Origin of the sequence: Pseudomonas sp. FEMGT703P, from assembly GCF_002786345.1 — a bacterium.
In the GTDB taxonomy this organism is placed as follows: Bacteria; Pseudomonadota; Gammaproteobacteria; order Pseudomonadales; family Pseudomonadaceae; genus Aquipseudomonas; species Aquipseudomonas peli.
The window spans coordinates 1,159,748-1,174,304 of record NZ_PGCM01000005.1; the positions used below are offsets into that span (position 1 = coordinate 1,159,748).

Annotated in this window: 13 protein-coding genes; 10 read left to right on the forward strand and 3 right to left on the reverse strand. The window is 56.6% G+C overall.

Annotated elements, in window-relative coordinates:
* The first annotated feature begins 36 nt into the window (after window positions 1–36).
* From CUR33_RS09215 to CUR33_RS09260, 10 genes are all read left to right on the forward strand, one after another.
* Window positions 37–1,047, forward strand: coding sequence for a polysaccharide biosynthesis protein (locus CUR33_RS09215; RefSeq protein WP_289239390.1), 1,011 nt, complete (start codon window positions 37–39; stop codon window positions 1,045–1,047).
* Window positions 1,040–2,167, forward strand: coding sequence for a non-hydrolyzing UDP-N-acetylglucosamine 2-epimerase (wecB, locus tag CUR33_RS09220; RefSeq protein WP_289239391.1), 1,128 nt, complete (start codon window positions 1,040–1,042; stop codon window positions 2,165–2,167). The genes CUR33_RS09215 and wecB overlap by 8 nt, the downstream gene beginning before the upstream one ends.
* Window positions 2,168–2,171: 4 nt before the next feature.
* Window positions 2,172–3,134 carry a UDP-glucose 4-epimerase family protein gene (locus CUR33_RS09225; RefSeq protein WP_289239392.1) on the forward strand — a complete coding sequence of 321 codons (963 nt, stop codon included), beginning with the start codon at window positions 2,172–2,174 and terminating at the stop codon, window positions 3,132–3,134.
* Complete coding sequence (locus CUR33_RS09230) at window positions 3,131–4,147, forward strand: MraY family glycosyltransferase (protein ID WP_289239393.1); 1,017 nt, start codon at window positions 3,131–3,133, stop codon at window positions 4,145–4,147. Before CUR33_RS09225 ends, CUR33_RS09230 begins: the two co-directional genes overlap by 4 nt.
* Before the next feature lie 183 nt (window positions 4,148–4,330).
* Window positions 4,331–6,337 (forward strand): polysaccharide biosynthesis protein, encoded by a 2,007-nt coding sequence (locus CUR33_RS09235; RefSeq protein ID WP_282875443.1) that lies wholly within the window; start codon window positions 4,331–4,333, stop codon window positions 6,335–6,337.
* Window positions 6,338–6,487: 150 nt separating this feature from the next.
* The gene (locus CUR33_RS09240) at window positions 6,488–6,811 is read left to right on the forward strand and encodes a ComEA family DNA-binding protein (protein WP_289239394.1); all 324 of its coding nucleotides are present in this window, start codon (window positions 6,488–6,490) and stop codon (window positions 6,809–6,811) included.
* 127 nt (window positions 6,812–6,938) lie between these two features.
* Entirely contained in the window at window positions 6,939–7,310 is a 372-nt protein-coding gene (locus tag CUR33_RS09245; RefSeq protein WP_282875445.1) for a DUF2784 domain-containing protein, read from the forward strand.
* A 105-nt stretch (window positions 7,311–7,415) separates the two neighbouring features.
* Entirely contained in the window at window positions 7,416–8,222 is an 807-nt protein-coding gene (locus tag CUR33_RS09250; protein WP_090248132.1) for an SDR family oxidoreductase, read from the forward strand.
* Between the two features lie 128 nt (window positions 8,223–8,350).
* The gene (locus tag CUR33_RS09255) at window positions 8,351–9,517 is read left to right on the forward strand and encodes an MFS transporter (RefSeq protein ID WP_289239395.1); all 1,167 of its coding nucleotides are present in this window, start codon (window positions 8,351–8,353) and stop codon (window positions 9,515–9,517) included.
* Between the two features lie 110 nt (window positions 9,518–9,627).
* Entirely contained in the window at window positions 9,628–10,056 is a 429-nt protein-coding gene (locus CUR33_RS09260; protein WP_090248129.1) for a hypothetical protein, read from the forward strand.
* Between the two features lie 15 nt (window positions 10,057–10,071).
* Here the strand turns inward: CUR33_RS09260 and CUR33_RS09265 are convergent, their stop codons facing one another.
* The 3 genes from CUR33_RS09265 to CUR33_RS09275 all read right to left on the reverse strand — a co-directional run bounded on the left by CUR33_RS09265 (window position 10,072) and on the right by CUR33_RS09275 (window position 14,513).
* A complete protein-coding gene (locus CUR33_RS09265; protein WP_090248127.1) occupies window positions 10,072–10,320 on the reverse strand; it encodes a YheU family protein in 249 nt (82 codons plus the stop codon).
* 168 nt (window positions 10,321–10,488) lie between these two features.
* A complete protein-coding gene (locus CUR33_RS09270; protein ID WP_289239396.1) occupies window positions 10,489–13,242 on the reverse strand; it encodes a hybrid sensor histidine kinase/response regulator in 2,754 nt (917 codons plus the stop codon).
* 80 nt (window positions 13,243–13,322) lie between these two features.
* Entirely contained in the window at window positions 13,323–14,513 is a 1,191-nt protein-coding gene (locus tag CUR33_RS09275; protein WP_289239397.1) for an osmoprotectant NAGGN system M42 family peptidase, read from the reverse strand.
* Window positions 14,514–14,557 lie beyond the last annotated feature (44 nt).

Below are 14,557 nucleotides of genomic sequence, written 5' to 3' on the forward strand. Positions count from 1 at the left end.
CAGCCTCCGGGCTGCGTTCACGTTCTGGAAGGTTATATGTTCGACGACAAGGTATTGATGATCACCGGTGGCACCGGTTCCTTTGGCCATACGGTGTTGCGCCGCTTCCTCGATACCGATGTGCGCGAGATTCGCATCTTCTCCCGCGATGAGAAGAAGCAAGAGGACATGCGCATTGCCTTGGCCAACGACAAGGTCAAGTTCTACATTGGCGATGTGCGTGACTACGACAGCCTCAAGCAGGCTATGGTTGGCGTCGATTACATCTTCCACGCAGCGGCGCTTAAACAGGTGCCTTCCTGCGAGTTCTACCCGATGGAGGCCGTGCGCACCAACGTCAATGGCACAGAGAACGTACTTAATGCTGCCATTGCCAGTGGCGTGAAACGCGTTGTGGTGCTCTCTACTGATAAAGCGGTGTATCCGATCAACGCTATGGGCATCTCCAAGGCTATGTCCGAGAAGTTGATGGTGGCCAAGTCGAGGATGATTCCGGCCGGCAGCACCGTGGTCTGCGCCACCCGCTATGGCAACGTAATGGCATCTCGCGGTTCGGTGATCCCGTTGTTCATCGAGCAGCTACGCAGCGGCGAGCCGCTGACCGTCACCGATCCCAACATGACGCGCTTCCTGATGTCGTTGGAAGACTCGGTCGACCTGGTGCTGCACGCTTTCGAGCATGGTGAGCAGGGTGATCTTTTCGTGCAGAAGGCTCCAGCCTCAACCGTTGGTGATCTGGCTCTGGCGCTCAAAGAGTTGTTCGGTCGTGATAACCCGGTGCGGGTGATCGGCACTCGTCATGGCGAGAAGCTTTACGAGTCGTTGGTTTCACGCGAAGAGATGGCTAAAGCCGAGGACATGGGCCGCTACTACCGTATTCCTGCGGACAACCGCGATCTGAATTACAAGAAGTACTTCGTCGAAGGTGAAGAGAAGATCGCCGAGTTCGATGATTACACCTCGCATAATACCGAGCGCCTGGACATCGAGGGCATCAAGCAACTGCTGCTCAAGCTCGACTACATCAAGGAGCAGCTCGATGCCTAAGGTTATGACCCTGGTAGGGACGCGTCCGGAATTGATCAAAATGAGTCGGGTAATTGCCGAACTCGACCGCCAGGTTAATCACGTGTTGGTGCACTCTGGGCAGAACTACGACTATGAGCTGAACCAAGTCTTCTTCGATGACCTGGAAATCCGTAAGCCTGATCACTTTCTTGGCGCTGCCGGTGAAACTGCTGCACAGACTATTGCAGAGGTAATCGCCAAGGCTGATGCGGTGTTCGAGTTAGAAAAACCTGATGCGTTGTTGCTGTATGGCGATACCAATACTTGTCTTGCGGTCATTGCGGCCAAACGTCGGAAGATTCCCGTGTTTCATATGGAAGCGGGAAATCGTTGTTTTGACCAGCGGGTACCGGAGGAGCTCAATCGCAAGGTGCTCGATCACCTGTCTGACATCAACATGGTGCTCACCGAGCATGCCCGTCGCTATTTGATCGCTGAGGGCATTCGTCCCGAGACCATCATCAAGACCGGTTCGCACATGCATGAAGTGCTGGATTACTACCGGCCGAAGATCGAGGCCTCTGCCGTGCTTGCTCGTGAGGGGCTGGAGGCTGGCAAGTTCTTTATTGTCAGCGCTCATCGTGAGGAGAACGTCGACACTCCAGATAATCTGCGCGATCTGCTTGCCACTCTGCGTGCGCTGGCCGACGAGTATGGTTATCCGCTGATCGTGTCGACGCACCCACGTACCCGTAAGCGTCTGGAGGCACTGGGCGAATCACTGGAGCACCCGCTGATTCGCTTCTCCAAGCCATTCGGTCTTTTGGACTACATCAAGTTGCAGATGAATGCGTTCTGTGTGCTATCCGACAGCGGCACCATTACTGAAGAAGCCTCTTTACTCAACCTGCCGGCAGTGACCCTGCGCAACGCTCACGAGCGTCCAGAAGGCATGGACCAGGGCACTCTGATAATGAGTGGATTAAAGAAGGATTCGGTGTTGTCGGCGGTCAAGGTCATTACGAGTCAGCATCAACCCGGCTCGCGCCGTATTCCGCTGGTTCCTGATTATGAAGGTGGCCCGGTTTCGTTGCAGGTCGTGCGAGTCGTGCTCAGCTACACGGACTATGTAAATCGTACTGTCTGGCACAAGGGCTAAAACTATGCGTGTTTTGCTTACGGGTGCCAGCGGTTTCGTTGGGCGCGCAGTGCAGGCACGCCTGCTAGTCGATGGTGTACATGAATTGCGCTGCGCCATGCGTCAGTTACCGCCTACTTCCCCGGCTAATTATGAAGTTTGCCTGTCTCCAGGGTTGGCCTCGGATGCGGATTGGTCGACGGCATTGGCCAATGTCGATGCTGTTATCCATTGCGCTGCTCGGGTGCATGTGATGAACGAGCAATCGATTGACCCGCTTGCCGAGTTTCGTCAGGTCAACGTTGAGGGTACTCTGCGGCTGGCTCGCCAGGCAGTGGAGGCCGGCTTACGTCGTTTCATCTTCGTCAGCTCGATCAAGGTCAATGGTGAGCAGACCTCGCCGGGGCATGCTTATTGTGCCGATGATGTGCCTGAGGCTGTAGACCCATATGGCATATCCAAATATGAGGCCGAAGAAGGGTTAAGGGTGTTGGCCGCCGAGACAGGGCTGGAGGTGGTTATTGTTCGTCCGCCGCTGATTTATGGTCCGGGCGTGAAGGCAAACTTCCACAGCATGCTGCGTTGGTTGCATCGCGGTATACCACTACCCTTTGGGGCGATCGATAACCATCGTAGTTTTGTGGCGCTGGATAATTTGGTGGACTTACTGGTGTTGTGCCTCACGCATCCGGCAGCAAGTGGGCAGCGTTTTCTTGTGAGCGATGGTGAGGATCTGTCCACTACTGAGTTGTTGCGCCGCTTAAGTCGTGCCTTGGGGCGCCGGCCCAGGTTGGTACCTATCCCTCAGTTATGGATCGAGTATGGCGCGGGGTTATTGGGGCAGCGCGCACTGAGCCAGAGGTTATGTGGCTCGCTACAGGTGAATATAGATAAAACTCGCGAGTGCCTAGGCTGGGTGCCGCCACTTACTGTGGAGCAGGCACTGGCCAAAACAGCTGCACACTTTCTGGAAGACGCCCATTCATGAGTGTTCTGATCTTTAGTTTTTTAGTTGCTGTGTTGTCCTGGATATTGACAGCTTGGTTGCGGCGCTATGCGTTGTCTCGCAGCTTGATGGATGTTCCTAATGCACGCAGTTCCCATAGCCAACCTACGCCGCGGGGCGGTGGGATGGCTATTGTTGCGGCCTTCCTGTTTGCGCTGTGTATAGCGTTCTCCATGGGCATGGGAATTCAAACTGAGTACTTTTATGCATTGAGCGGTGCTGGTGCGCTTATCGCAGTGCTTGGTTTTCTTGATGATCATGGACATATCGCAGCCCGCTGGCGTCTGCTTGGACATTTCACGGCTGCTGCTTGGGTTCTGTTCTGGCTCAATGGTTTGCCACCTGTGCAAATACTTGGCCATATAGTTGATTTGGGGTGGTTCGGTTATTTGTTGGCTTCCCTCTATTTGGTATGGCTGCTCAATCTTTACAACTTTATGGATGGTATTGACGGTATTGCCAGTGTAGAGGCGATTAGTGTTTGCCTTGGTGGCGCGTTGATGTACGGCTTTCTCGGGTATTCGAATATGTTGCTCTTGCCGTTGTTGTTGGCTGCGGCGGTTGCGGGTTTTTTGTTTTGGAACTTTCCTCCCGCGCGTATTTTTATGGGGGATGCAGGCAGTGGTTTCCTCGGCGTCGTATTGGGCATTCTCTCTCTGCAAGCCGCTTGGACCGGCGCATCATTACTTTGGGGGTGGTTGATTCTGCTGGGTGTCTTTATTGTCGATGCAACCTTTACTCTTTTCCGGCGGTTGTTGCGTGGAGATAAGGTTTATGAAGCCCACCGCAGCCATGCCTATCAATACGCCTCACGTCACTTTAGCCGTCACTTGCCGGTGACTTTGGCCGTCGTTGCAATCAATTTTTTCTGGTTATTACCAATCGCACTTTGGGTCGCCTTCGGTGGTGACGGTTTGTGTGCGCTGTTGCTGGCCTATACACCGCTACTGATATTGGCTGTGAGGTTTCGAGCTGGAGCGCTGGAGCAAGTATGAGCCCATTACGTACATCGATGATTTCGCTCATTTCGGAGTCGGTGTCAATTTGGCCAGGGCGGGCAGGTGGGTGCTTCGGCATGGCTGCAGGCCGGTTGTAGTGCAAGCTATGGTGTTAGCGTTGCATCAGGTGATGTGGTTGCCCCGGGCACCGTATTGCAAGCCAGATATTGAGGAATAAATATGATTCGCCAGCGGATAGACGCTCTACGTCAGGGACTCTTGCAGTTACCGCGTCGACAAAAGCGGTTTTTGCAAGTGGTGACTGACGTCGCTCTGATCTGGTTGGCGCTATGGCTTTCATTTGCTCTGCGCCTAGGAGAACTGGATGCAGCCCAACCATTTGACGGTCATGGTTGGCTATTTCTCCTAGCGCCGATTATCGCTTTGCCGATCTTTATTCGTTTAGGTATGTATCGGGCGGTGATGCGCTATGTGGGTAATGATGCGCTGATTACAATTGCCAAGGCCGTTACGTTGTCGGTCTTGGTGCTGGCTTTGGCGGTCTACTGGTATCGCGGGCCTACGGCTCTGGTACCACGCTCGATGGTATTCAATTACTGGTGGTTGAGCCTTTTACTTTTAGGCGGTTTACGCCTTGCCATGCGCCAGTATTTTGTAGGTAATTGGTTCGAGTTAAATCCAGAGCGAACAGCTGCAGTAGCTCCGCTTCTGCCTAGAGTTGCGGTTTACGGTGCAGGTTCAGCGGGTAATCAATTGGTCGCGGCTTTGCGTATGGGACGTGCCATGCGACCTGTAGCATTTATTGATGATGATCCAGGTATCGCCAATCGCACCATCGCAGGATTGCGCGTGTACACCCCTAAACACATCTCGCAAATGATAGATGAGACCGGGGCTGATGAGATTCTCTTGGCGATGCCTTCAACTTCACGTGGGCGCCGCCGGCAGATCCTTGAAACGCTGGAAGCATTTCCCCTGCACGTACGCAGTATTCCTGGCTTTATGGACCTGGCCAGCGGCCGGGTGAAGGTTGAGGATGTGCAGGAAGTCGACATTGCCGATCTGCTTGGCCGTGATGCGGTACCGCCTCAACAGGCTTTGTTTGAGCGCTGTATTCGTAATCAAGTGGTGATGGTTACAGGGGCTGGAGGCTCTATCGGTTCTGAGCTGTGTAGGCAGATTTTACTTAATGGCCCTGCAACTCTTCTGCTGTTCGAGCACAGCGAATTCAATCTATACAGCATTCACAGTGAGCTGGACGCGAGGATCAAGCGTGAGTCGTTACCGCTGCGTTTGGTGCCGATTCTGGGCTCAATTCGTAATGCCTCGCGTCTGGCTGATGTGATGTGCACCTGGAAGGTCAATACGGTTTATCACGCAGCAGCTTACAAGCATGTGCCGATGGTGGAACACAATATTGCCGAGGGTGTGCTGAACAACCTGATTGGGACGCTCAATACTGCGCAAGCGGCGGTCAAAGCCGGGGCAACAAACTTCGTGCTGATTTCCACTGACAAGGCGGTGCGTCCGACTAATGTCATGGGTAGCACAAAGCGGTTGGCTGAGATGGTGCTACAGGCACTCAGTCGCGAGTGTGCCCCTGTGTTGTTCGCTGATGGTGAGGCCGTACATCAGCTCAATAAGACGCGCTTTACCATGGTGCGCTTCGGTAATGTTTTAGGCTCTTCTGGTTCAGTCATTCCGCTATTCCATGAGCAGATCCGCAAGGGTGGGCCGGTCACGGTTACTCACCCGAACATAACGCGTTACTTTATGACTATCCCCGAAGCTGCGCAGCTGGTCATTCAAGCGGGATCCATGGGAGAGGGTGGCGATGTGTTCGTCCTGGATATGGGCGAATCTGTGAAAATTGCTGTGCTGGCCGAGAAGATGATCCACCTTAGCGGCTTGAGTGTGCGGAGTGATAAAGCACCACATGGTGATATTGCTATTGAGTTCACTGGATTACGCCCGGGAGAGAAACTCTACGAAGAGTTATTGATTGGCGATAACGTCAGCCCGACAGAGCACCCAATGATCATGCGGGCAAACGAAGAGCATCTACCTTGGGAGCAGTTAAAGGTTCGCTTGGGCGAGTTGCTGGATGCGGTTGAACATGATGACTATGAGCGTGTTCGGCAACTGCTCCGTGAGACAGTAAGCGGTTACAAGCCCGAAGGTGAGATAGTCGACTGGATACATATGAAGCGTAGGCAGGAACCGTAAGCTCCGGTTGACCTAGGCTTGGGCACAGGTTTCGATTGATTGGCTTCGTGATTCATTCAGTTATTTGACAAGTGCATGGCAGCAGCTAGTTTTCAGTGCGTGGAGAGGGAAGTCCCACGTTCTGACAAAACTAACGAAAGGATGCACTACATGCTAAAAGTCAAACTGTCGTCTCTGTTGTTTGCTGTTCTTGCCTCCATGTCTTTGGCGGTTTACGCCGCTGAAACGCAGACCCAACCAGCACCTGTTGTTCAATCAGCTGAAGTGGCCCCGGTCGGGAAAATTAATCTCAATACTGCTGATGCAGCCACCCTACAGCGTGAGCTGTTGGGTATTGGTGAGGTCAAGGCACAGGAAATTGTGGCTTACCGTGATGAGCACGGCGACTTTGCTTCGGTTGATGAGTTGTTGGAGGTCAAGGGTATTGGCGAGGCAACGCTGGAAAAGAATCGCGATAAGTTGAGTATTAACTAACGCGTTCAGTAGTTTGAATTAAGGCCGGTTATTGACCGGCCTTTTTGCTTTCTGGCGATCAGGTTTTTAATACTGTTTGCGTGTTATGTGGAAACAATGGGGCTGAGGATTAACAGCGAGGCGCTTTATGGTTTGGTTGGCAGTGGCGGCAGATGCGGTAGTTGTCTTTCATCTGCTGTTTATTCTGTTTGCGGTGTTGGGCGGCTTGCTGGTGTGGCGTTGGCACGGATTGGTTTGGTTGCATGTGCCAGCAGCATTATGGGGTGTGTTGGTGGAGTTGATGCATTGGCCCTGTCCGCTGACGCCGCTAGAACAAAGCCTGCGTCTGGCTGCAGGGCAGGCGGGGTACAGCGGTGGTTTTGTTGAGCACTATTTGCTGCCGATCATCTACCCGGCTGGGCTGACGCCGCAGATTCAGATTTGCTTGGGGGTGTTTGTTCTGCTGCTCAATGCGCTGATTTATGGCGTGCTGCTGTGGCAGCGCTGGCAGCGGCCGTGAGTTGAGCTTAGGCCGCCTTATTCAGATGGATGATGGTATGCAGGCAAGATAATTTCCCCGGCTACACTGGCCCCATCAATCACAGCATCACAAGGCAGTTTTCCTATGCAAAATCGCATGATGATCACCGGCGCGGGTTCGGGTTTGGGGCGTGAGATGGCCCTGCGTTGGGCGCGTGAGGGCTGGCAGTTGGCACTTTCGGATGTCAACGAGCCGGGCCTGGCGGAAACCCTGCAGATGGTTCGTGAAGCGGGTGGCGATGGCTTTACCCAGCGTTGTGATGTACGTGATTACAGCCAGCTGACTGCGTTTGCCCAGGCCTGTGAGGAGAAGCTCGGCGGCATCGATGTGATTGTCAACAACGCCGGTGTGGCCTCTGGCGGGTTCTTTAGCGAGTTGTCGCTTGAAGATTGGGACTGGCAGATTGCGATCAACCTGATGGGTGTGGTCAAGGGGTGTAAGGCCTTCCTGCCGTTACTGGAAAAGAGCAAAGGCAAAATCGTCAATATTGCCTCCATGGCAGCCTTGATGCAGGGCCCTGCCATGAGTAACTACAACGTGGCCAAGGCCGGAGTTGTAGCACTGTCGGAAAGCTTGTTGATCGAGCTGAAGTTGCATGAAGTCAGCGTGCATGTGGTGTGCCCTTCGTTCTTCCAGACCAACCTGCTGGATTCCTTCCGCGGTCCTACGCCAGCGATGAAAGCGCAGGTGGGCAAGCTGCTGGAAAGCTCACCGATCAGTGCGGCCGATATTGCCGATTACATCTACCAGGAAATCGGCAAAGGTGAGTTCATGATTCTGCCTCACGAACAGGGCCGTATGGCTTGGGCGTTGAAGCAGAAGAACCCGCAGTTGCTCTATAACGAAATGACTGCCATGGCCGATAAGATGCGTGCACCGCGCACCAAGTAATCTGACCTGTAGCGCTCTAATTACTGATTTTTTGGTCAACTTTATCCCGCTTAGGGCTTGTCTGGTGTGTACTTGCGCTCTAAGGTTTGCGGCCATGTCGGCATGGCCGCGAAACTGATGGATTTACTGTGAAACCTTTTCCGCGGGCCCTGCTGTTGCTGGGCCTGATCCTGGCTGCAATCAATTTGCGGCCCGGTATCACTTCCCTGGCACCGCTGATTGAGCGGATTGCTGAAGAACTGGCCTTGAGCCGCAGCCTGATCAGCCTTACTACTGCGCTTCCCGTGTTATGCATGGGTTTGCTCGCGCCTTTTGCGCCGCGTCTGGCGATGCGCCTGGGGCTCGAACGTACCATTGCTCTGTGTCTGGCGGTTATTGCTGTGGCGCTGTTGCTGCGTGCGGTAGGGCATGCCAGCGCAATTCTGATTGGCAGTGCGGTGCTGCTGGGCGCAGCCATCGCTGTTGCGGGGCCTTTGTTATCGGGGTTCATCAAGCGCCACTTCGCTGGGCGGATGGGCAGCGTGGTGGGCTGGTATTCGCTGAGCATGGCGATTGGCGGTGCGGGCGGTGCAGTACTGACGATCCCGGCTACCCAGTGGTTGGCGAACGACTGGACCTATGGCCTGGCCATCTGGGCGCTACCGGCGGTCGTCGGTTTGCTGCTGTGGCTGTGCCTGCCTAACCGCGTCGAAGCTGAAAGCGAAGAGGGTGGCACCGGATTGCCTTGGCGGCAGCCACGGGCCTGGTTGATCAGTGCATTTTTTGCCATCCAAGCCGGCTTGTTTTATGCCCTCGCCACCTGGGCCGTAGCGCGTTACAACGAAGCCGGGTTGAGCCTGATGCACAGCAATAGTCTGTTCAGTGTGTCGATGCTGATGGGACTGCCCAGCTCATTTCTGCTGCCCTGGTTGGCGCAGCGTTTCAAGAACCGTTACCTGCTGCTGGTCGGCTGCGGACTGTTGTCGTCCATCAGCTTGGCGATGATTACCTTCCAACCGACCGTGATGCCTGAACTTTGGGCGGTGACCATCGGCTTTGGCTTGGGCGGCTCGTTTGCTTTGTCGCTGGTGCTGCCGTTGTACGAGGCCGGATCGCCACTGGCGGTCAGTCGCTGGACGGCGATGATGCTGTGCATGGGATACAGCATTGCTTGTTTGACACCGGTATTGACCGGGTTGGCGCGCGATCTGGCGGGTAACTACCAGTTGCCGTTTATGGTGCTTACCGGGCTTGCGGTGCTGATGACGGTGCTGGCCTGGATGATGCGGCGCGGGCCTAAGCGTGCCTGTAGCTGACGCCGCTTAGGCGTCGCTATGCCACGGCAATGACGCTTATTTGGCAGTAGTTCCTTCCTTGCTCTGGACGGCTGTGATAGAAGGCAGCCTTGATTTGCTGGAGTGCCTGCGTGGAGTCCGAATCCATCGTTTATGGTTGCATCCGAGACTGGCCATCGGACAGTCCGGCGGAGAGTCGACTGCGCCGTGAAATCAATCGGCAAGTGCTCGATGAGCTACCGGCCGGCGATGCCTGGAGCTTTCTCGGGCGTGAGATGTTCGCCTGCTGTGAACAACCGGGCGATGGCTTGTATCAGACCCAGGTGATCCACTTCGGTGCCAGCTACCGCACGGTGGAGTATGAATGGAGCCTGTGGATCAAGCAGTTCGAGGCGCTGCTCAAGCGTCTGTACTGGGCCAGTGCGGTGGTGCACCTGGAAACCGAGCTGAACGGTACGCACACCTTTCGCTGGGAGTCCGACAGTGGCTTCCACAGCCCGCAGGAAGGTGAGTTGCGCGTGCGTTGTGCCTGGGAGCGCGAGGGCGGCCTGCGAGGGTAGCCGGCTTCAGGCCACTTAGTCTTCAAGACCCTCAAGCGCATCCAGCCACTCTTTCGGCACATCGCGCTTTAGCGCCAGCTGGCATTGCTGGCTCTCTGCATCAAACACAATCACTGCCTGGCCCTTGCTCAGCGCGTGGCGTACCCGTTCGATACGCGTATCCAGTGGAGTCTCGTCGCCGTTGTCGGTGCCGTCGCGGGTAACGAAGTCTTCGATCAGGCGGGTCAGGGTGTCAGCTTCGAGCAGGTGATAAGGGATCAGCACGGTAAGGCCTCCAGAGCGCAGCGCGGATGCTAGCAGGCCGTTGAGAAATTACCTACGTTGGTAGTGCTGCGTTAAAAACTGCCTTGAAAAGCCGCTTGTGACTAACGCACTTGAGCACGACCTCAGGGGCGATTCACAGGGCTCTGCGTGAGCATGTCTGGCGCGCCGCTACTGAACATATGGCTCTGCAGGCTGCAGATACGCTTCCAGGGTGCTGTACAGCTTGGCACTGTCCAGAGGCTTGCCGAGGAAGTCATTCATGCCTGCATCGGCGCCATGCTGGCGGTGCTCATCCAGTATATGAGCGGTCAGGGCGATGATCGGTACGGCTGGCAGGTTGTACTGACGCTCCAGGCGACGGATTTGCCGCGTGGCTTCGAAACCGTCCATCTCTGGCATTTCGCAGTCCATGAGAATCAGTTGCGTGGCATTGGGGTCGCGTTGGTACTCATTCAGTGCAGCCAGGCCATTGGTCACCAGGCGCACGTTATAGCCACGCTTTTTCAGAAAGCCCTGCACAACCAGCTGGTTCACGGGGTTATCTTCGGCCACCAGGATGCAAGGCGCGGTGCCTGTATCTGTGTGGGTTTTGGGTTGCGGTTGGATTTCCACGATACGCGGCTCTTCGTACAGTTCGAGTAGGGCACTGCGCAGGGCGTTGATGGCCAGCGGCTGAGGCAGGCCGAGCAGGCGCAGGCCGGCGGAGCTGGGCAGTTGCTGACAGTGTTCGGGCGCGCAGAGCAGCAGCACGCGTTGCCCAGGTTGCAGCAGTGGACGCAGCGAATCCAGCCAGTGCTGAATGCTGCCCGGCCACGGTGCCATCAGCACCAGCAGTGGCGGAGCGGAGAAGTCTTCCAGGTAGCCTTGCAGGGTTTCCGGGTTCTGGCAGCGCTCGGTGCGCATGCCCCAGCGTCCCAGCAAACGGCTCAAGGCATCGAGGCCGAGACCGTCGAGTGACGTCAGCAGAGCGGTGCGGCCCTTGAGTAGCTCGTGCAGTGGGTCAGTCGGGAGTTCATCAGCGCTTTGCGGAACATCGAAGGCAAAGCGCGTGCCCTGGCCGAGGGTGCTCTGCACCTCAATACGGCCGCCCATCATTTCCACCAGCTCCTTGCTGATCGCCAGACCCAGGCCGCTGCCACCATAACGGCGGGTGGTGCTGGAGTCGCCCTGGGCGAAGGATTCGAACAATTGGGTCAGAGCCGTGTCACTGATGCCAATGCCGCTGTCGCTGATGGCGAACACCAGATGCGGTTTGCCCTGGGAATCATTGCGCCGGCAGACATTCAGTGCCACGTGGCCTTCGGCGGTGAACTTCAAGGCATTGCTGAGCAGGTTCATCAGCACCTGCTTAAGCCGTGTCGGATCACCCTGGGCACGGCGTGGCACGCCACTTTCCAGGCTGACATAGAGGCGCAGACGCTTATCCAGCGCCTGCCCGGTGAACAGGCTGAGGGTCTCAGAAATCAGTTCTTCCAAGTCGAATTCGATGTGTTCCAGACTGAGCTTGCCGGATTCGATGCGTGCGTAATCGAGGATGTCGTTGATCACCGCCATCAGCGAGCTGCCGGAGCTGGAAATGGTGTCGACATAGAAACGCTGGCTGCGGTCCAGCGGGGTCTCTTTGAGCAGCTGCAACATGCCCAGTACGCCGTTGAGTGGGGTGCGGATTTCATGGCTCATCTTGGCCAGAAAGCGGCTCTTGGCCAGGTTCTCGATTTCCGCTTGCTCAGCGGCGCGGCGTGACTGGTAGCCTTCTTCCTTGAGCAGGTTGATGCGGTCGGCCAGGCCGATGGACAGGGTGATCAGCTCGATGGTTACGCCGATTTTCACCACCGTTGCGCCGAACACACCCAGCACTTCCAGGCCCAGCGAGCCCGTGGTGGCTTGAATAAAGGCGAACAGCAGGATGGCCCAGGCCAGCGTGTAATAAGAGCCGTAACGTACACCGCGCCGCCAGACATAGACCCCCGTGAGCAGCAAGACCAGTGACACCAGCGAGACCGTGACGCTGGCCAGAATATTCCAGGCGTTGAAGCCGATCAGCGGCACCGACAACAGGCAGCCGGCGCAAGCCAGCATCAATAAGCGCAGGCCAGTGTCCAGGCGTGGAAAGTACTGCGGCGCATGCAGGAAGTGGCGGCTGAATTGAATGGCGGTGAGGCAATGCAGGTACATCAGGATGTAGATGCTCACCGATTGGAACACCACATGCTCGGGCAGTAGCTTGAACAGCATGCCGTCGAAGCAGGCGGCCAGCAGGCCGACGTTGAGGTTGTAGGCCAGGTACCAGAGGTAGGCCGACTCGCGCAGTGAGATAAACAGGAACAGGTTGTAGCAGAACATCGCAAACAGCACGCCATAGAACGCGCCATTGAACCCCATGAGGTTTTCCTGGGCGGCCGCGCTGGCTTGATAGGTGCTGAAGAACAGCGGCATAAAGATCGTGCTGGTGGTCTCGACCCTGACCAGCAAGGTGCTTTCACCGGGCGTCAGCTCCAGTGGAAACCAGAAGTTGCGCACCTGCACAGGTCGTTGGGAGAAGGCAAAGCGGTCGCCGCTTTCCTGCATCTGCCACTGATCGTCAGCGTGGCGCAGGTATACCTGCAGGTGGTCCAGTAGGGGGTAGTTGACTTCCAGGTAGCCGGCCAGGTCCTGTGCCAGGCGGTTGTTCAGACGTACCTTGAACCACCAGATCGAATCATTTTTGCCGAGGTTGGCGTGTTCGCCGTTGACAGGGGTAAAGCGCTCATCGCTGAGCGCGCCGACCTGTTCGGCGCTCAGCATGCCTTTTGAATCTTCCAGGTAAGCCATGGACGGGCCGAGTGACAGACGCAAATCGGCGCTGTCCAGTGTGGCAGGCAGCAACGCCCACGCCGGCCCACACAGCCAGAACAGCACCATCGCCAGCCATATCCGAGGCATTCACCGACCTCAATATTATTATCTGAGGCCAGATCCGGCCTCGCGTCATGCTGTCACTTTGCCCGGATGCGTGCGGCCCTTCAAGCGTCCTGATCGCGGGGGCGCAATAAGCTGTCAACCGTTGGTACACGGGTGTCACTTTCCATCTGGGCATCGTGCTCCAGTTGGTGGCTGAAGCGATCTAGCGAGCCCTGCGCCGGCTGGGCATCGCTGGAGAATACCGGTGGGCTGAGCACGTAAGCGGCAAGCAAACGGCTGAGGGATTTGAGGCTGTCGATATGCGTACGTTCATAGCCGTGTGTGGCGTCGCAGCCGAAGGCCAGCAGGGCAGTACGGATATCGTGGCCGGCGGTGACTGCTGACTGTGCGTCGCTGTGGTAGTAGCGAAACAAGTCGCGACGTACCGGGATTTCATTCTCGCTGGCCAGGCGCAGCAGTTGGCGTGACAGGTGATAGTCGTAAGGCCCGCCTGAGTCCTGCATGGCCACGCTGACGGTGTGTTCGCTGGACTGTTGGCCCGGCGCAACCGGAGCGATGTCGATGCCGACAAATTCGCTGACATCCCAGGGCAGGGCTGCTGCCGCACCAGAACCGACTTCCTCGGTGATGGTAAACAGCGGGTGGCAGTCGATCTCTGGCTCCAGGCCGCTTTCTTTGATGGCCTTGAGTGCGGTAAGCAGCGCCGCGACGCCGGCTTTGTCATCCAGGTGACGCGCGCTGATATGCCCACTCTCGGTGAATTCCGGCAGCGGATCGAAGGCGACAAAATCGCCCACCGAGATGCCCAGTGATTCGCAGTCAGCGCGGGTGCTGCAGTAAGCATCCAGGCGCAGTTCGACATGGTCCCAGCTGATTGGTAACTGGTCCACGGCGGTGTTGAAGGCATGCCCGGAGGCCATCAGCGGCAGCACGCTGCCACGAATCACGCCCTGGTCGGTAAACACGCTGACACGGCTGCCTTCGGCGAAGCGGCTCGACCAGCAGCCGACTGCGGCCAGGCCCAGGCGGCCGTTGTCCTGCAGTTCGCGGACGATCGCGCCAATGGTGTCCAGGTGCGCCGAAACCGCACGGTCCGGGCTGCTCTGTTTGCCTTTGAGGGTGCCGCGAATGGTGCCGCGGCGGGTCATCTCGAAGGGGATGCCGATCTCCTCCAAGCGTTCGGCGACGTAGCGCACGATGGTGTCGGTAAAACCGGTGGGGCTGGGAATGGCGAGCATTTCCAACAGCACTTTCTGCAGATAGGCGAGGTTGGGTTCGGGGAGTTGCTGCATGGAGTCTCCTCTACGGCGATTGCGCCCCTCAGTCGTTGCCGGAG

Excerpts from the sequence above, each read along its gene's own strand:
- CUR33_RS09235 (WP_282875443.1), top strand. The coding sequence starts at position 4,331 with ATGATTCGCCAGCGGATAGACGCTCTACGTCAGGGACTCTTGCAGTTA.
- wecB (WP_289239391.1), top strand. The coding sequence starts at position 1,040 with ATGCCTAAGGTTATGACCCTGGTAGGGACGCGTCCGGAATTGATCAAA.
- CUR33_RS09275 (WP_289239397.1), bottom strand. The coding sequence starts at position 14,513 with ATGCAGCAACTCCCCGAACCCAACCTCGCCTATCTGCAGAAAGTGCTG.
- CUR33_RS09230 (WP_289239393.1), top strand. The coding sequence starts at position 3,131 with ATGAGTGTTCTGATCTTTAGTTTTTTAGTTGCTGTGTTGTCCTGGATA.
- CUR33_RS09225 (WP_289239392.1), top strand. The coding sequence starts at position 2,172 with ATGCGTGTTTTGCTTACGGGTGCCAGCGGTTTCGTTGGGCGCGCAGTG.
- CUR33_RS09270 (WP_289239396.1), bottom strand. The coding sequence starts at position 13,242 with ATGCCTCGGATATGGCTGGCGATGGTGCTGTTCTGGCTGTGTGGGCCG.
- CUR33_RS09245 (WP_282875445.1), top strand. The coding sequence starts at position 6,939 with ATGGTTTGGTTGGCAGTGGCGGCAGATGCGGTAGTTGTCTTTCATCTG.
- CUR33_RS09215 (WP_289239390.1), top strand. The coding sequence starts at position 37 with ATGTTCGACGACAAGGTATTGATGATCACCGGTGGCACCGGTTCCTTT.
- CUR33_RS09240 (WP_289239394.1), top strand. The coding sequence starts at position 6,488 with ATGCTAAAAGTCAAACTGTCGTCTCTGTTGTTTGCTGTTCTTGCCTCC.
- CUR33_RS09250 (WP_090248132.1), top strand. The coding sequence starts at position 7,416 with ATGCAAAATCGCATGATGATCACCGGCGCGGGTTCGGGTTTGGGGCGT.